This window comes from Marinobacter pelagius, assembly GCF_003315345.1.
GTDB lineage: Bacteria > Pseudomonadota > Gammaproteobacteria > Pseudomonadales > Oleiphilaceae > Marinobacter > Marinobacter pelagius_A.
Genome location: NZ_QNRO01000031.1, coordinates 22154 through 35631, shown reverse-complemented (window position 1 = coordinate 35631; position 13478 = coordinate 22154). Strand labels below are relative to the sequence as shown.

28 protein-coding genes are annotated in these 13478 nt (G+C 55.7%); all 28 read left to right on the top strand.

Annotated elements, in window-relative coordinates; genetic code table 11:
* The coding region (locus DET50_RS18375) for an EF-Tu C-terminal domain-related protein (protein WP_207545791.1) at nucleotides 1-95 on the top strand (95 nt) is incomplete at its 5' end.
* A 185-nt stretch (nucleotides 96-280) separates the two neighbouring features.
* Complete coding sequence (gene rpsJ, locus DET50_RS18370) at nucleotides 281-592, top strand: 30S ribosomal protein S10 (protein ID WP_004580743.1); 312 nt, start codon at nucleotides 281-283, stop codon at nucleotides 590-592.
* 76 nt (nucleotides 593-668) lie between these two features.
* Nucleotides 669-1307, top strand: coding sequence for a 50S ribosomal protein L3 (gene rplC / locus DET50_RS18365; protein ID WP_113864167.1), 639 nt, complete (start codon nucleotides 669-671; stop codon nucleotides 1305-1307).
* Nucleotides 1308-1318: 11 nt separating this feature from the next.
* Complete coding sequence (gene rplD / locus DET50_RS18360) at nucleotides 1319-1924, top strand: 50S ribosomal protein L4 (protein ID WP_113864166.1); 606 nt, start codon at nucleotides 1319-1321, stop codon at nucleotides 1922-1924.
* Nucleotides 1921-2214, top strand: a complete 294-nt coding sequence (rplW, locus tag DET50_RS18355; RefSeq protein WP_008174862.1) for a 50S ribosomal protein L23 — start codon at nucleotides 1921-1923, stop codon at nucleotides 2212-2214. The genes rplD and rplW overlap by 4 nt, the downstream gene beginning before the upstream one ends.
* A 17-nt stretch (nucleotides 2215-2231) precedes the next feature.
* Nucleotides 2232-3059 carry a 50S ribosomal protein L2 gene (rplB, locus tag DET50_RS18350; protein WP_113864165.1) on the top strand — a complete coding sequence of 276 codons (828 nt, stop codon included), beginning with the start codon at nucleotides 2232-2234 and terminating at the stop codon, nucleotides 3057-3059.
* Nucleotides 3060-3083: 24 nt separating this feature from the next.
* Nucleotides 3084-3359 carry a 30S ribosomal protein S19 gene (gene rpsS, locus DET50_RS18345; protein WP_007154011.1) on the top strand — a complete coding sequence of 92 codons (276 nt, stop codon included), beginning with the start codon at nucleotides 3084-3086 and terminating at the stop codon, nucleotides 3357-3359.
* Between the two features lie 16 nt (nucleotides 3360-3375).
* Entirely contained in the window at nucleotides 3376-3708 is a 333-nt protein-coding gene (rplV, locus tag DET50_RS18340; RefSeq protein ID WP_008940674.1) for a 50S ribosomal protein L22, read from the top strand.
* A gap of 11 nt (nucleotides 3709-3719) precedes the next feature.
* Nucleotides 3720-4403: a 30S ribosomal protein S3 gene (gene rpsC, locus DET50_RS18335; protein ID WP_092005421.1), complete on the top strand. Its 684-nt coding sequence runs from the start codon at nucleotides 3720-3722 to the stop codon at nucleotides 4401-4403.
* A 12-nt stretch (nucleotides 4404-4415) separates the two neighbouring features.
* Nucleotides 4416-4829 carry a 50S ribosomal protein L16 gene (rplP, locus tag DET50_RS18330; RefSeq protein ID WP_092005424.1) on the top strand — a complete coding sequence of 138 codons (414 nt, stop codon included), beginning with the start codon at nucleotides 4416-4418 and terminating at the stop codon, nucleotides 4827-4829.
* On the top strand, nucleotides 4829-5020 hold the full coding sequence (gene rpmC / locus DET50_RS18325; RefSeq protein WP_008174877.1) for a 50S ribosomal protein L29: 192 nt from the start codon (nucleotides 4829-4831) through the stop codon (nucleotides 5018-5020). The genes rplP and rpmC overlap by 1 nt, the downstream gene beginning before the upstream one ends.
* A gap of 1 nt (nucleotide 5021) precedes the next feature.
* Nucleotides 5022-5288: a 30S ribosomal protein S17 gene (gene rpsQ / locus DET50_RS18320; protein ID WP_092005427.1), complete on the top strand. Its 267-nt coding sequence runs from the start codon at nucleotides 5022-5024 to the stop codon at nucleotides 5286-5288.
* A gap of 18 nt (nucleotides 5289-5306) precedes the next feature.
* Nucleotides 5307-5675: a 50S ribosomal protein L14 gene (gene rplN, locus DET50_RS18315; RefSeq protein ID WP_007154005.1), complete on the top strand. Its 369-nt coding sequence runs from the start codon at nucleotides 5307-5309 to the stop codon at nucleotides 5673-5675.
* Nucleotides 5676-5692: 17 nt separating this feature from the next.
* Nucleotides 5693-6013: a 50S ribosomal protein L24 gene (rplX, locus tag DET50_RS18310; protein WP_092005430.1), complete on the top strand. Its 321-nt coding sequence runs from the start codon at nucleotides 5693-5695 to the stop codon at nucleotides 6011-6013.
* A 15-nt stretch (nucleotides 6014-6028) separates the two neighbouring features.
* A complete protein-coding gene (gene rplE / locus DET50_RS18305; protein WP_113864164.1) occupies nucleotides 6029-6568 on the top strand; it encodes a 50S ribosomal protein L5 in 540 nt (179 codons plus the stop codon).
* Between the two features lie 12 nt (nucleotides 6569-6580).
* Entirely contained in the window at nucleotides 6581-6886 is a 306-nt protein-coding gene (rpsN, locus tag DET50_RS18300) for a 30S ribosomal protein S14 (protein ID WP_092005436.1), read from the top strand.
* 90 nt (nucleotides 6887-6976) lie between these two features.
* Nucleotides 6977-7369: a 30S ribosomal protein S8 gene (gene rpsH / locus DET50_RS18295; RefSeq protein ID WP_092005439.1), complete on the top strand. Its 393-nt coding sequence runs from the start codon at nucleotides 6977-6979 to the stop codon at nucleotides 7367-7369.
* Between the two features lie 9 nt (nucleotides 7370-7378).
* Nucleotides 7379-7912, top strand: a complete 534-nt coding sequence (gene rplF / locus DET50_RS18290; protein WP_092005442.1) for a 50S ribosomal protein L6 — start codon at nucleotides 7379-7381, stop codon at nucleotides 7910-7912.
* A 9-nt stretch (nucleotides 7913-7921) separates the two neighbouring features.
* Nucleotides 7922-8269, top strand: a complete 348-nt coding sequence (gene rplR, locus DET50_RS18285) for a 50S ribosomal protein L18 (protein ID WP_113864163.1) — start codon at nucleotides 7922-7924, stop codon at nucleotides 8267-8269.
* A 12-nt stretch (nucleotides 8270-8281) separates the two neighbouring features.
* On the top strand, nucleotides 8282-8782 hold the full coding sequence (gene rpsE, locus DET50_RS18280; RefSeq protein WP_023010932.1) for a 30S ribosomal protein S5: 501 nt from the start codon (nucleotides 8282-8284) through the stop codon (nucleotides 8780-8782).
* A 4-nt stretch (nucleotides 8783-8786) separates the two neighbouring features.
* Nucleotides 8787-8975: a 50S ribosomal protein L30 gene (gene rpmD, locus DET50_RS18275; protein WP_008940687.1), complete on the top strand. Its 189-nt coding sequence runs from the start codon at nucleotides 8787-8789 to the stop codon at nucleotides 8973-8975.
* Between the two features lies 1 nt (nucleotide 8976).
* Entirely contained in the window at nucleotides 8977-9411 is a 435-nt protein-coding gene (gene rplO / locus DET50_RS18270; RefSeq protein WP_113864162.1) for a 50S ribosomal protein L15, read from the top strand.
* Nucleotides 9412-9428: 17 nt separating this feature from the next.
* Nucleotides 9429-10751: a preprotein translocase subunit SecY gene (gene secY, locus DET50_RS18265; RefSeq protein WP_092005453.1), complete on the top strand. Its 1323-nt coding sequence runs from the start codon at nucleotides 9429-9431 to the stop codon at nucleotides 10749-10751.
* Between the two features lie 30 nt (nucleotides 10752-10781).
* A complete protein-coding gene (rpmJ, locus tag DET50_RS18260) occupies nucleotides 10782-10895 on the top strand; it encodes a 50S ribosomal protein L36 (protein ID WP_004580765.1) in 114 nt (37 codons plus the stop codon).
* 142 nt (nucleotides 10896-11037) lie between these two features.
* Entirely contained in the window at nucleotides 11038-11394 is a 357-nt protein-coding gene (gene rpsM, locus DET50_RS18255; RefSeq protein ID WP_113864161.1) for a 30S ribosomal protein S13, read from the top strand.
* A gap of 13 nt (nucleotides 11395-11407) precedes the next feature.
* Nucleotides 11408-11797 (top strand): 30S ribosomal protein S11, encoded by a 390-nt coding sequence (gene rpsK, locus DET50_RS18250; RefSeq protein WP_007153992.1) that lies wholly within the window; start codon nucleotides 11408-11410, stop codon nucleotides 11795-11797.
* An 18-nt stretch (nucleotides 11798-11815) separates the two neighbouring features.
* Nucleotides 11816-12436, top strand: a complete 621-nt coding sequence (rpsD, locus tag DET50_RS18245) for a 30S ribosomal protein S4 (RefSeq protein WP_092005459.1) — start codon at nucleotides 11816-11818, stop codon at nucleotides 12434-12436.
* A gap of 35 nt (nucleotides 12437-12471) precedes the next feature.
* The gene (locus tag DET50_RS18240; RefSeq protein WP_092005462.1) at nucleotides 12472-13476 is read left to right on the top strand and encodes a DNA-directed RNA polymerase subunit alpha; all 1005 of its coding nucleotides are present in this window, start codon (nucleotides 12472-12474) and stop codon (nucleotides 13474-13476) included.
* Nucleotides 13477-13478 lie beyond the last annotated feature (2 nt).

Genomic DNA, 13478 nt, shown 5'->3' with positions numbered 1-13478 from the left:
TCGCTCCGATCGCCATGGAAGATGGCCTGCGCTTCGCGATCCGCGAAGGCGGCCGTACCGTTGGTGCCGGCGTGGTCTCCAAGATCATCGAGTAATCTGCTCGCTTGATCCTGAGAAAGGGGCTGAACCATCAGCCCCTTTTTCTGTTTCAGTCGCAAAGTCTGCCCGACCTGGTCATACGGCATAGCTGTTGACAGGGTTGGGTATTATGCATACAATGCGGCTCCTTTTTTTGAAGGTCGGCTAAACAGTAGCTGCTACGAGTGGAGTTTGGTGCATCATGCAAAGCCAAAAAATTCGAATTCGGTTGAAGGCGTTTGATTACCGCCTGATCGACCAGTCCACGCAGGAGATCGTCGATACCGCAAAGCGGACCGGCGCTCAGGTGCGTGGCCCGATTCCTCTGCCGACGCGGAAGGAAAAGTACACAGTATTGATCTCTCCGCACGTCAACAAGGACGCGCGTGATCAGTATGAAATTCGTACGCATAAGCGTCTGCTCGACATCGTTGAGCCGACGGAGAAGACAGTTGATGCTCTGATGAAGCTGGACCTGGCAGCAGGTGTAGACGTTCAGATCAGCCTCGGCTAATACCGCCCGGTATTAGTCTGTGTAACTGTCATAAGGCCATAGAGGGTGCGAGCCCCGTACACTTAAGAGGTGAAACATGGCAATTGGTGTTGTCGGTCGGAAGGCCGGTATGACCCGTATTTTTACGGAAGATGGGCAGGCGCTGCCCGTAACGGTAATCGAGGTTGAGCCCAACCGCATTACCCAGCTGAAAACTCTTGAAAGCGATGGTTATCGTGCCGTTCAGGTCACTGTAGGCGCCCGTCGTTCCTCTCGTGTAACCAAGGCGGAAGCAGGTCACTTTGCCAAGGCGGGCGTAGAAGCCGGTCGTGGCGTGTGGGAATTCCGTCTGGCTGATGGTGAAGGTGAAGATCTGGCCGCTGGTGGCGAGATTACAGCCTCTGTCTTTGAAGACGGTCAGATGGTTGATGCCGTCGGTCAGTCCAAGGGTAAGGGCTTTCAGGGTGGTGTGAAGCGCTGGAACTTCTCCATGCAAGACGCTACTCACGGTAACTCCCTGTCTCACCGTGCACCGGGTTCCATTGGTCAGAACCAGACCCCGGGCAAGGTATTCAAGGGCAAGAAGATGGCGGGCCAGATGGGTAACGCACAGGTCACCGTGCAGAACCTGAAGATCGTCCGTGTCGACGCCGAGCGCAACCTGCTGCTGGTGAGTGGTGCCGTCCCCGGTGCAACTGGCGGCGACGTTGTCATCAAGCCTGCAGTCAAAGCCTGAGGAGCGGTGCGATGGAATTGACAATTACTGGTAGCGGCAAGGGAATCTCTGTTTCCGACGCTACGTTCGCCAAAGATTTCAACGAGTCCCTGGTTCACCAGGTGGTCACTGCCTATATGGCAGCCGGTCGTCAGGGTACCAAGGCTCAGAAGACACGTTCCGAAGTCAGTGGCGGTGGCAAGAAGCCCTGGCGTCAGAAGGGTACCGGTCGTGCCCGTGCGGGTACGATTCGTAGCCCGATCTGGCGCGCTGGTGGCGTAACTTTTGCTGCCAAGCCCCGCGACTTTGAGCAGAAGGTCAATCGCAAGATGTACCGCGCGGCCATGCGCTCCATTTTCTCGGAGCTGGTGCGTCAGGAGCGTCTGGTGGTGGTTGACGACATGAACGTCGAAAGCCCGAAGACCAAGGCCTTCAATGCCAAGCTGAAGGACATCGGTGTATCCAATGCGCTGATTCTGTCCGACAACGTTGAGCAGAACCTGCACCTGGCTTCCCGCAACATTCCCCACGTGGATGTTCGTGACGTAGCAGGCCTGGACCCGGTCAGCCTGGTTGCCTTCGAAAAAGTCGTGGTGACTGTTCCCGCTCTGAAGAAGATCGAGGAGATGCTGGGATGAATCAGGAACGTATTTACAAGGTCCTGCTGGGACCGCACGTATCAGAGAAAGCATCTCTGGCAGCTGAGCGCGGCCAAGTCGTGTTCCGTGTAGCGCCTGACGCCACCAAGCCGGAGATCAAAAAAGCCGTTGAGCAGTTGTTCAACGTCACCGTAGAAGGTGTTCAGGTTCTGAACCGTAAGGGTAAGCTCAAGCGCACTATCCGCGGGTTCGGCAAGCGTAATGACATTCGTAAGGCTTACGTCAAGCTGGCAGAAGGTCAGGACATCGATTTTCTGGATGTGGAATAAGGTAAAGGGGTCGTAATATGCCGATCGTCAAAACCAAGCCAACATCTGCCGGACGCCGTCACGTTGTAAAACTTTACAACCCGGATCTGCACAAAGGACGTCCTTACGAGCCGTTGGTAGAAACAAAGAGTAAGTCTGGTGGCCGTAACAATGTTGGTCGCATTACTACTCGTCACATCGGTGGTGGCCACAAGCAGCACTACCGTGTTATCGACTTCAAGCGGACCAAAGATGGTATTCCGGCGGTTATCGAACGCCTGGAATACGATCCGAACCGCTCTGCGCACATTGCACTGTTGAAGTACGCCGATGGCGAGCGTCGTTACATCATCGCTCCCAAGGGCATGCAGATCGGTGACCAGGTGCGCTCCGGTATCGACGCGCCGATCAAGGTGGGTTCCACTCTGCCGCTCCGGAACATTCCGGTCGGTTCTGTGGTCCACTGCGTCGAACTCAAGCCTGGCAAAGGTGCCCAGCTGGCCCGCTCCGCGGGCGCATCCGTACAGCTGGTTGCTCGGGAAGGTGCATATGCCACCATCCGCCTGCGTTCAGGTGAAATGCGAAAGGTGCTTGTAGATTGCCGTGCCACGCTGGGTGAAGTATCCAACAGCGAGCACAGCCTCAAGCAACTTGGTAAAGCGGGTGCATCACGTTGGCGCGGCAAACGGCCAACAGTACGTGGTGTTGCTATGAACCCAGTTGACCACCCGCATGGTGGTGGTGAAGGGCGTACCTCTGGCGGACGTCACCCGGTTACTCCGTGGGGTGTTCCGACCAAAGGGCATAAGACTCGTAAGAACAAGCGTACTGACAAGATGATAGTACGTCGTCGTTCGGCCAAGTAAACGACTACATAGAGGTAATTTGCTGTGCCACGTTCTTTGAAGAAAGGTCCTTTTATAGACCTGCATCTGTTGAAGAAGGTCGAGGCAGCTCTGGAAGCTAACGACAAGCGGCCCATTAAAACCTGGTCCCGCCGGTCAACAGTCTTTCCGGAGATGGTAGGCCTGACCATTGCAGTCCACAACGGCAAGCAGCACGTGCCGGTTTATGTCACCGAAGATATGGTGGGGCATAAACTGGGTGAGTTCGCGGCAACGCGTACTTATCGTGGTCATGCGGCCGACAAGAAAGCTAAACGCTGATTCTGAGGTAATAGAAATGGAAGTAGCAGCCAAGTACAAGGGCGCTCGCCTCTCAGCTCAAAAAGCGCGTCTTGTCGCTGACCAGGTACGCGGCAAGGCTGTTGAGGACGCCCTGAACATTCTGACTTTCAGCCCGAAAAAGGCAGCGGTCGTGATCAAGAAAGCTCTTGAATCCGCCATTGCCAACGCTGAGCACAACGAAGGTCTGGACGTAGATGATCTGCGGGTTTCCACCGTTATGGTGGATGAGGGCCCGACGCTCAAGCGAATCAAAGCTCGAGCCAAGGGGCGCGCTGACCGTATTTTCAAGCGCACCTGTCATATCACCGTCAAGGTCGCCGACAAGTAGGAGATGCTCAGATGGGTCATAAAGTAAATCCAACCGGCATTCGCCTGGGTGTGATCAAAGAGCACAACTCAGTCTGGTATGCCGACAAGAAGGACTACTCCAAGAACCTGCTGAATGATATTCAGGTTCGTGAGTTCCTGGACAAGCGTCTGGTTAAGGCGTCTGTCAGCAAGATTGTGATCGAGCGCCCGGCTCAGAACGCCCGGATCACGATCCATACAGCCCGTCCCGGTATTGTTATCGGCAAGAAGGGTGAAGATGTTGACCGTCTGCGTCGCGAAGTCAGCGACATGATGGGTGTGCCCGTGCACATCAACATCGAGGAAGTCCGCAAGCCGGACCTGGATGCCCGCCTGGTAGCGCAGAACGTTGCCGGTCAGCTCGAGCGTCGTGTGATGTTCCGTCGCGCAATGAAGCGTGCGGTACAGAACGCCATGCGTCAGGGCGCCAAGGGTATCAAGATCCAGGTAGGCGGTCGTCTTGGGGGTGCTGAAATCGCACGTTCCGAGTGGTATCGCGAAGGTCGTGTACCTCTGCACACACTGCGTGCAGATATTGATTACGCAACCTACGAAGCGCATACCACTTACGGCGTTATCGGCGTCAAGGTATGGATCTTCAAAGGTGAGATTCTTGGTGGTATGGAGCAGGTCCGTGCTGACAAGAAAGCCTCTGGGAAGAAAGGTTCTAAGTAAAGGGGCACTCTTATGCTGCAACCAAAACGCACCAAATTCCGCAAGGTAATGAAAGGCCGTAACACCGGTCTTGCTCAGCGTGCCAACAAGGTGAGCTTCGGTGAATACGGATTGAAGGCGACCAGCCGTGGGCGTATAACTGCGCGCCAGATTGAGGCAGCGCGTCGTACCATGACTCGTCGCATCAAGCGGGGCGGTAAGATCTGGATCCGGGTGTTCCCGGACAAGCCGATCACCGGCAAGCCGCTTGAAGTTCGAATGGGTAAAGGTAAGGGTTCTGTCGAGTATTGGGTGGCTGAGATCCAGCCAGGCCGTATGCTCTACGAGATGGAAGGTGTTGCTGAAGACGTAGCACGCGAAGCCTTCACACTCGCAGCGGCCAAACTGCCGGTACAGACCACCTTTGTAACGAGGACGGTGATGTGATGAAAGCAACAGAGCTGCGTGAAAAGTCAGTCGAGGAGCTGAACAAAGAGCTGATCGACCTCCTGAAGGAGCAGTTCAACCTGCGCATGCGCAAGGCGACAGGTCAGCTGAATCAGTCTCACCTTCTCGGCAAGGTGAAACGCGACATCGCTCGCGTGAAAACAGTATTGAACGAAAAGGCAGGACAGTGACATGACCGAAGCTACCCAAACTGCCAGAACTCTGAGCGGGAAGGTCGTGAGCAACAAGATGGACAAGTCCATCGTGGTTCTGGTCGAGCGTCAGGTGAAGCATCCGCTGTACGGTAAGTACATGAAGCGCTCTACCAAGATTCACGCTCACGATGAGAGTAATCAGTGCAACATCGGTGACACTGTAACGATCCAGGAAACCCGTCCGGTCTCCAAGACCAAGAGCTGGGCTCTGGTGGAAGTTACCGAACGTGCATCCAAGGTGTAATTCGCCCGGAGAACAACCATGATTCAGACTCAAACAATGCTTGAAGTCGCGGATAACAGCGGTGCGCGTCAGGTGATGTGCATCAAGGTCCTGGGCGGTTCACACCGGCGTTACGCCAGCGTAGGGGATATCATCAAGGTAACCGTCAAGGAAGCCATCCCCCGCGGTAAAGTGAAGAAAGGCCAGGTCCTGAAAGCTGTCGTGGTACGCACTCGCAAGGGTGTGCGCCGTCCCGACGGTTCGCTGATCCGTTTCGACGGAAACGCGGCAGTACTTCTGAACAATCAGGACGCACCGATTGGTACCCGTATCTTCGGACCGGTTACCCGTGAACTGCGTAATGAGAAGTTCATGAAAATTATCTCACTGGCACCCGAAGTACTTTAAAGGACCAGAGGCCGGTTATGAAAAAGATCAAACGAGATGACGAAGTAATCGTCACCACGGGCAAAGACAAAGGCAAACGTGGTAAAGTCCTGAAGGTTCAGGATGATGGCCGAGTGCTTGTTTCTGGCATCAACATGATGAAGAAGCACACCAAGCCGAACCCGATGCTGGGCACCCCGGGTGGCATCGTCGAGAAAGAAGCACCTATCCAGGTTTCCAACGTGGCTATCTTTAATCCGCAGACCGGCAAAGCCGATCGCGTCGGCTTTCAGGTGAAGGAAGACGGCAGCAAAGTGCGGATCTTCAAGTCCACGAACGAAGCTGTCGATAACCAGTAAGCGGTGGTGGTTACGATGCTAAATAGCAAAGAGCAATACAGTCAGGAAGTGGTACCCGCCCTGCAGAAAGAGTTCGGTTACAAGAACGTGATGCAGGTACCGCGTATCGAAAAGATCACCCTGAACATGGGTGTCGGTGAAGCGGTTGGTGACAAGAAGCTGATTGAGAATGCCGTGGCGGATCTTGAGCGCCTGGCCGGTCAAAAAGCGGTTGTTACCAAGGCACGTAAGTCCGTTGCGGGTTTCAAGATCCGTGAAGGCTGGCCTATCGGCTGCAAGGTTACCCTGCGTGGCGAGCGTATGTGGGAATTCTTCGATCGTCTGGTTCACATTGCGGTTCCCCGCATTCGTGACTTCCGCGGTCTGAACCCCAAGTCCTTCGACGGGCGCGGTAACTACAGCATGGGTGTGCGTGAGCAGATCATTTTCCCCGAGATCGAGTACGACAAGGTCGACAAGATCCGTGGTCTGGACATCACCATCACCACCACTGCCGGTACCGACGACGAAGGTCGCGAACTGCTGAAAGCCTTCGGCTTTCCGTTCAAGAAATAAGGAACGAGAGACATGGCTAAGGTTTCCATGAAACAGCGCGAGCTCAAGCGCGAGAAGACGGTTGCGAAATACGCAGCCAAGCGTGCAGAGCTCAAGGCGATTATCAAGAACCCGAATACCAGCGACGACGAGCGTTGGGATGCGCAGATGAAGCTTCAACAGCTTCCTCGCGATGCGTCTCCTTCGCGTCTTCGTAATCGTTGCCAGGTGACTGGTCGTCCCCACGGCGTTCTGCGCAAGTTCGAGCTTTCACGGATCAAACTCCGTGAATACGGCATGCGCGGTGACGTTCCGGGCCTGACCAAGGCAAGCTGGTAAGATAGGCCGCCTGACTTCGGTCAGGTGAGCCTGTTGGTAAGCGGTGCGGCAAGCCGCTGCACAACTAAAAAGATCAGGAGCCTCATACCAATGAGTATGCAAGACACGCTTGCGGATATGTTTACCCGTATCCGTAATGCCCAGATGGCATCCAAAGCAGACGTTACGATGCCGTCTTCAAAAATGAAGATCTCCGTAGCCCAGGTCCTCAAAGACGAAGGTTACGTTGAAGATTTCTCTGTTTCAGCTGACGCGAAGCCCGAGCTGACGATTACTCTGAAGTACTTCGGTGGCAAGCCGGTTATTGAAGAGATCAAGCGGGTCAGCCGTCCGAGTCTGCGCCAGTACAAGGGCGCTGGGGAACTGCCGAAAGTATCCGGTGGTCTGGGAGTCGCGATTGTCTCAACGTCCAAGGGCGTTATGACAGACCGCGCCGCACGAGCTGCCGGCGTGGGTGGCGAAGTCATCTGCACCGTATTCTAGGAGATACACATGTCCAGGGTTGCCAATAATCCTGTCGTGCTGCCTTCCGGTGTTGAGGTTAAGCTGAACGGACAGGAAATTAACGTGAAGGGCTCCAAGGGAGCGCTTCAATTCACCATTCACCAGGCGGTTGAAGTAAAGCAGGAAGAGAACGTTCTGCGCTTTGAAGCCCGCAATGGTGCAAAACAGTCCCGTGCTCTTGCTGGTACGACCCGTGCTCTGATTAACAACATGGTCACCGGCGTTTCTACAGGTTGGGAGCGCAGGCTTACGCTGACGGGTGTAGGTTACCGTGCCCAGGCGCAGGGTAAGAAGCTCAACCTGACACTGGGTTTTTCTCACCCGGTCGAGTACGAGCTGCCCGAGGGTGTTACCGCCGAGACTCCGTCCAACACGGAAGTCGTGATTCGCGGTATCGACAAGCAACAGGTTGGCCAGGTCGCTGCTGAAATCCGCGCGTTCCGTCCGCCCGAGCCTTATAAGGGCAAGGGTGTTCGTTATGCGGATGAGCAGGTCAGACGCAAAGAAGCCAAGAAGAAATAAGGCGGGACTATGAGCGCGAATAACGAAAGATTGCGTCGCGCACGCAAAGTGCGCATGAAGATCCGTGAACTGGGTACTGATCGTCTGTGCGTTCACCGCACTCCGCGTCATATGTACGCCCAGGTCACTACTGCAGACGGCAGCAAGGTGCTGGCCTCTGCCTCCACGTTGGATAAGGAACTGCGCCAGGGCGCAACCGGTAACGTGGATGCTGCCAAGAAGGTCGGTCAGCTGATCGCTGAACGTGCCAAGGCGGCTGGCGTTGAAAAGGTTGCGTTTGACCGTTCCGGTTACCGTTATCACGGTCGCGTCCAGGCTCTGGCCGACGCTGCCCGTGAAGCTGGCTTGCAATTCTAAGAGGTGGAGAAGATGAGCGTTAACGAACAGAAGGCGCCTGAGCTCCAGGAGAAGCTGGTTCAGGTAAACCGAGTCGCCAAGGTTGTAAAAGGTGGCCGTATTTTCGCCTTCACCGCACTGACCGTAGTGGGTGATGGTAAAGGTCGCGTTGGCTTCGGCCGTGGTAAGGCCCGGGAAGTTCCGGTTGCCATCCAGAAGGCCATGGAAGCTGCACGTAAGAACATGGTAGACGTGGCGCTGGACGGCACCACTCTGCAGTACCCGGTCCGGGCTCAGCATGGCGGCTCCAAGGTCTACATGCAGCCGGCTTCCGAAGGTACCGGTATCATCGCCGGTGGTGCGATGCGTGCGGTCCTGGAAGTGGCGGGTGTGCAGAACGTACTGTCCAAGTGTTACGGGTCTACCAACCCGGTGAACGTGGTACGTTCCACCATCAAGGGTCTCCAGGCCATGAAGGCGCCTGAGGACGTTGCAGCCAAGCGCGGTAAATCCGTGGAAGATATTCTGGGTTGAAGTCATGGCGAACGCGAAAACAATCAAAGTTACACTGACCCGCAGCCCTATCAGCTGCCAGCCCAAGCACAAGCTGTGCGTGAAGGGCCTGGGTCTTCGTAAAATCGGTCAGACCGTGGAGCTGGAAGACACTCCTTCCATCCGCGGCATGATCAACCGGGTAAATTACCTGGTACGGGTTGAGGAGAACTAAGATGCGTCTGAACGAACTTGCTCCAGAACCCGGTTCACGCCCGGACGCCAAGCGCGTTGGTCGTGGTATCGGTAGCGGCCTCGGTAAGACCGGTGGCCGTGGTCACAAGGGTCTGAAGGCCCGTTCCGGTGGTACCGTAGCTCCCGGTTTCGAGGGCGGTCAGCAGCCGCTGGCTCGTCGTCTGCCGAAGTTTGGTTTCACTTCCCGTCAGCAGCGTTATGTTGCCGAGATTCGCCTGAACGAACTGGCGAAGGTTGAAGGCGATATGGTTGATCTGGAAGCCCTGAAAAAGGCTGACGTGATCCGTGAAGAGATCCGTGAAGCCAAGGTTATCCTGTCCGGCGAACTGAGCCGTCCGGTAACCGTGAAGGGCCTGCGGGTCACCAAAGGCGCACGCGAGGCAATTGCTGCCGCGGGCGGTAAAGTCGAGGACTAAGGCGAGTCGAGGACTAAATGGCCAAGACAGCATCATTGCCTGCGGGCGCGGGTAAAGGACTGGCGGAGCTGCGATCGCGGCTCTGGTTTGTCTTCCTGGCATTGCTGGTGTACCGGATCGGTGCCCATATTCCGGTGCCGGGTATCAACCCCGACCGTCTGGCGGCACTGTTTGAGCAGAATCAGGGCACGATCCTGAGCATGTTCAACATGTTTTCCGGTGGTGCGCTTGAGCGCATGAGTATCTTCGCTCTCGGTATCATGCCGTACATCTCGGCTTCCATTATCATGCAGCTCATGACTGCGGTCAGTCCGCAGCTTGAGCAGCTGAAGAAAGAAGGCGAGGCTGGTCGTCGCAAGATCAGCCAGTACACTCGGTACGGCACGGTCATCCTGGCCCTGGTTCAGGGTGCTGGTATATCTGTGGGGCTGGCATCTCAGGGTGTCACCTTTAACGATAGCTTCAGCTTCCACTTCGTGGCAGTTGTGTCATTTGTCAGTGGTGCGGTGTTCATGATGTGGCTGGGTGAGCAGATCACCGAGCGCGGCGTTGGTAACGGTATTTCGTTGCTGATCTTCGCCGGGATCGTTGCCGGGTTGCCCGGCGCTATCGGTCAGACGCTTGAACAGGCACGTAATGGCGAGATGAGCCTGCTGGTGGTTCTCGGGATCGGTATCCTGGCTGTGGCCGTTATCGGGTTTGTGGTGTTCATGGAGCGTGGTCAGCGTCGTCTGACCATCAACTACGCCAAGCGGCAGCAGGGGCGCCGGGTATTTGCCCAGCAGTCCAGCCATTTGCCGCTCAAGGTGAACATGGCGGGTGTTATTCCGCCCATCTTCGCCTCCTCCATCCTGCTGTTCCCGGCTTCCATCGGGCAGTGGTTCGGCCAGGGTGAAGGTATGGAGTGGTTGAGCGACGTTTCCCAGGCACTGGCACCGAGTCAGCCTCTGTACATTATCCTGTTCGCGGCAGCAGTGGTATTCTTCTGCTTCTTCTACACAGCGCTGATGTACAACCCGAAAGAAGTCGCGGATAACCTCAAGCGCTCAGGAGCGTTTATTCCGGGCATCCGTCCGGGCGAGCAGACCGCCAAGTACATTGACGGTGTGCTGACCCGCTTGACGCTGTTCGGCGCAATGTACATTGCGGCAGTGTCCCTGTTCCCTCAGTTCCTGATGGTGGCAGGGAATGTACCTTTCTATCTGGGCGGTACGTCACTGCTGATTGTGGTAGTCGTGGTGATGGATTTCATGGCGCAGGTACAGTCGCACCTGATGTCCCATCAGTATGAATCACTGATGAAGAAGTCCAATCTCAAGGGCTATGGACGGAACGGGTAACACCGTTCCCCTTGAAAACTGGAGTCGACAATGAAAGTACGCGCTTCGGTAAAGAAAATTTGCCGTAACTGCAAAGTAATTCGTCGCAATGGCTCGGTTCGAGTCATCTGCACGGAGCCTCGTCACAAGCAGCGCCAGGGCTGATCCCTCCGGGAACACTCCTGACATTGCAAAAGGGGTTCGGAATGATGGCGCTTGACTCGGAAGCGGGTCAGGCGCTATTATTTCGCGCCCTTTTTGTGGCGGAAAATTCACACAGCAAAGCTTTGAACGCGGAGTAATTTGGATGGCACGTATAGCCGGTGTCAATATACCCGATAACAAACATGCTGTTATCTCGCTGACCTACATCTTTGGTGTTGGCAAGACAACAGCCCAGAAGCTTTGCGACGCAACCGGCGTCAAGCCGGACCTTAAGGTCAAAGACCTTAGCGACGAGCAGCTTGAATCCCTTCGTGCAGAAGTGGGCAAGTTCGTCGTCGAAGGTGATCTGCGTCGTGAAGTACAGATGAACATCAAGCGTTTGAAGGATCTCGGTTGCTTCCGTGGTCTGCGTCACCGTCATGGCCTTCCGGTCCGTGGCCAGCGCACCAAGACCAACGCCCGCACCCGTAAAGGTCCTCGCAAACCTATTCGCAAGTAACAGGTAGGCAAACATGGCAAAGCCAGGTACACGTACCCGTAAAAAGGTGAAAAAGACGGTTGTTGATGGCGTCGCGCACATTCACGCGTCCTTCAACAACACTATCGTGACCATTTCGGACCGTCAGGGCAACGTCCTGTCCTGGGCCACCTCTGGTGGTTCCGGCTTCCGCGGCTCACGTAAGAGTACACCTTTTGCTGCGCAGGTAGCAGCTGAAAGAGCCGGTAATGCGGCTGCTGAATACGGCCTTAAAAACCTGGACGTAGAGGTTAAGGGTCCTGGGCCCGGACGTGAATCTGCAGTTCGCGCGCTGAACGCGTGTGGCTACAAGATTACCAACATCACTGATGTGACGCCGATTCCCCATAACGGCTGCCGTCCGCCCAAGAAGCGCCGCGTCTAACACAGGAGACAGTGAAATATGGCTCGTTATATAGGCCCGAAGTGCAAGCTGTCTCGTCGTGAAGGGACAGATCTTTTTCTGAAGAGCGGCGTTCGCGCGCTCGATTCCAAGTGCAACATCGAGACTCCGCCGGGTATGCACGGCGCGCGTCGCGGTCGTCTGTCCGAGTACGGCGTACAGCTTCGTGAAAAACAGAAAGTCCGTCGTATCTACGGCGTGCTTGAGAAGCAGTTCCGTAACTACTACAAAGAGGCTGCCCGTATCAAAGGTGCAACGGGTGAAAACCTGCTGCAGCTTCTGGAAGGGCGTCTGGATAACGTTGTATACCGCATGGGCTTTGGTTCTACCCGTGCAGAAGCCCGTCAGCTCGTCTCTCACAAGGCGATCCTGGTCAACGACAAGGCGGTTAACATTCCGTCCTATCAGGTCAAGCCGGGTGACGTTGTGAGCGTGCGCGAGAAGGCCAAGAATCAGCTGCGTGTCAAAGGCGCACTGGATCTGGCTGCCAGCCGTGCACCGGTAAGCTGGGTAGAGGTTGACGCCAACAAGATGTCCGGCGTTTACAAGTCAGTACCCGAGCGTACTGAACTGCCGGCCGACATCAACGAGAACCTCATCGTCGAGCTTTACTCCAAGTAAAGCCCAGTAAGCAACGATAGCAGATAGGGGCGTCTATGCAGCGTTCAGTACATGAGTTATTGACACCTCGTACCATTGACGTGAAAGAATCCAGCGCCACGCGTGCCAAGGTAACCCTGGAGCCTCTGGAAAGGGGCTTCGGTCATACTCTGGGTAGCGCACTGCGCCGTATTCTCTTGTCTTCGATGCCGGGCTGCGCCATTACTGAAGCGCAGATCGACGGTGTCCTGCACGAGTACAGCGCCATTGAGGGTGTCCAGGAGGACGTCATCGAGATTCTGCTGAATCTCAAGGGCGTCGCCGTGAAAATGAACGGTCGGGATGAAGCTGAGCTGACTCTCAGCAAGAAAGGCCCGGGCGTTGTGACAGCCGGTGACATCAAGCTGGATCACGATGTCGAGATCGCCAACCCGGACCATGTGATCTGTCACCTGAGTGAAAACGGTGAGTTGAACATGCGTCTGCGTGTTGCCCGCGGTCGTGGCTATGAGCCAGCCGACCAGCGTGGTCTTGACGAGGACGAAACTCGCGCCATCGGACGCCTGCAGCTGGATGCAACCTTCAGCCCGGTTCGTCGCGTGGCCTATGCCGTGGAAAGTGCACGGGTTGAGCAACGGACTGATCTGGACAAGCTGGTAATTGATCTGGAGACCAATGGCACCATCGACCCGGAAGAAGCAATTCGCCGGGCGGCGACCATCCTCCAGCAGCAACTGGCGGTATTCGTTGATTTCGATCACGAGAAAGAGCCGGAGCGTGTAGAGGAAGAGGAAGAAATCGATCCGATTCTGCTGCGTCCGGTAGATGATCTGGAATTGACTGTGCGTTCAGCTAACTGCTTGAAGGCTGAGAACATTTACTATATCGGCGATCTGATTCAGCGCACCGAAGTTGAGCTGCTGAAGACGCCTAACCTTGGCAAGAAGTCGCTGACCGAGATCAAGGACGTCCTGGCGTCCCGTGGTTTATCTCTGGGCATGCGTCTTGATAACTGGCCGCCGGCAAGCCTTCGTGGCGACGACCGGGTTCTGGGCGGTTAATC

Excerpts from the sequence above, each read along its gene's own strand:
- rplX (WP_092005430.1), top strand. The coding sequence starts at position 5,693 with ATGAAAAAGATCAAACGAGATGACGAAGTAATCGTCACCACGGGCAAA.
- rplV (WP_008940674.1), top strand. The coding sequence starts at position 3,376 with ATGGAAGTAGCAGCCAAGTACAAGGGCGCTCGCCTCTCAGCTCAAAAA.
- rpsH (WP_092005439.1), top strand. The coding sequence starts at position 6,977 with ATGAGTATGCAAGACACGCTTGCGGATATGTTTACCCGTATCCGTAAT.
- rpsM (WP_113864161.1), top strand. The coding sequence starts at position 11,038 with ATGGCACGTATAGCCGGTGTCAATATACCCGATAACAAACATGCTGTT.
- rpsC (WP_092005421.1), top strand. The coding sequence starts at position 3,720 with ATGGGTCATAAAGTAAATCCAACCGGCATTCGCCTGGGTGTGATCAAA.
- rpsD (WP_092005459.1), top strand. The coding sequence starts at position 11,816 with ATGGCTCGTTATATAGGCCCGAAGTGCAAGCTGTCTCGTCGTGAAGGG.
- rpsE (WP_023010932.1), top strand. The coding sequence starts at position 8,282 with ATGAGCGTTAACGAACAGAAGGCGCCTGAGCTCCAGGAGAAGCTGGTT.
- rpsK (WP_007153992.1), top strand. The coding sequence starts at position 11,408 with ATGGCAAAGCCAGGTACACGTACCCGTAAAAAGGTGAAAAAGACGGTT.
- rpsJ (WP_004580743.1), top strand. The coding sequence starts at position 281 with ATGCAAAGCCAAAAAATTCGAATTCGGTTGAAGGCGTTTGATTACCGC.
- rplP (WP_092005424.1), top strand. The coding sequence starts at position 4,416 with ATGCTGCAACCAAAACGCACCAAATTCCGCAAGGTAATGAAAGGCCGT.
- rplF (WP_092005442.1), top strand. The coding sequence starts at position 7,379 with ATGTCCAGGGTTGCCAATAATCCTGTCGTGCTGCCTTCCGGTGTTGAG.
- secY (WP_092005453.1), top strand. The coding sequence starts at position 9,429 with ATGGCCAAGACAGCATCATTGCCTGCGGGCGCGGGTAAAGGACTGGCG.
- rplR (WP_113864163.1), top strand. The coding sequence starts at position 7,922 with ATGAGCGCGAATAACGAAAGATTGCGTCGCGCACGCAAAGTGCGCATG.
- rplC (WP_113864167.1), top strand. The coding sequence starts at position 669 with ATGGCAATTGGTGTTGTCGGTCGGAAGGCCGGTATGACCCGTATTTTT.
- rpsQ (WP_092005427.1), top strand. The coding sequence starts at position 5,022 with ATGACCGAAGCTACCCAAACTGCCAGAACTCTGAGCGGGAAGGTCGTG.
- rplE (WP_113864164.1), top strand. The coding sequence starts at position 6,029 with ATGCTAAATAGCAAAGAGCAATACAGTCAGGAAGTGGTACCCGCCCTG.
- rpmC (WP_008174877.1), top strand. The coding sequence starts at position 4,829 with ATGAAAGCAACAGAGCTGCGTGAAAAGTCAGTCGAGGAGCTGAACAAA.
- rpsN (WP_092005436.1), top strand. The coding sequence starts at position 6,581 with ATGGCTAAGGTTTCCATGAAACAGCGCGAGCTCAAGCGCGAGAAGACG.
- DET50_RS18240 (WP_092005462.1), top strand. The coding sequence starts at position 12,472 with ATGCAGCGTTCAGTACATGAGTTATTGACACCTCGTACCATTGACGTG.
- rpmJ (WP_004580765.1), top strand. The coding sequence starts at position 10,782 with ATGAAAGTACGCGCTTCGGTAAAGAAAATTTGCCGTAACTGCAAAGTA.
- rplO (WP_113864162.1), top strand. The coding sequence starts at position 8,977 with ATGCGTCTGAACGAACTTGCTCCAGAACCCGGTTCACGCCCGGACGCC.
- rplB (WP_113864165.1), top strand. The coding sequence starts at position 2,232 with ATGCCGATCGTCAAAACCAAGCCAACATCTGCCGGACGCCGTCACGTT.
- rplW (WP_008174862.1), top strand. The coding sequence starts at position 1,921 with ATGAATCAGGAACGTATTTACAAGGTCCTGCTGGGACCGCACGTATCA.
- rplN (WP_007154005.1), top strand. The coding sequence starts at position 5,307 with ATGATTCAGACTCAAACAATGCTTGAAGTCGCGGATAACAGCGGTGCG.
- rpmD (WP_008940687.1), top strand. The coding sequence starts at position 8,787 with ATGGCGAACGCGAAAACAATCAAAGTTACACTGACCCGCAGCCCTATC.
- rplD (WP_113864166.1), top strand. The coding sequence starts at position 1,319 with ATGGAATTGACAATTACTGGTAGCGGCAAGGGAATCTCTGTTTCCGAC.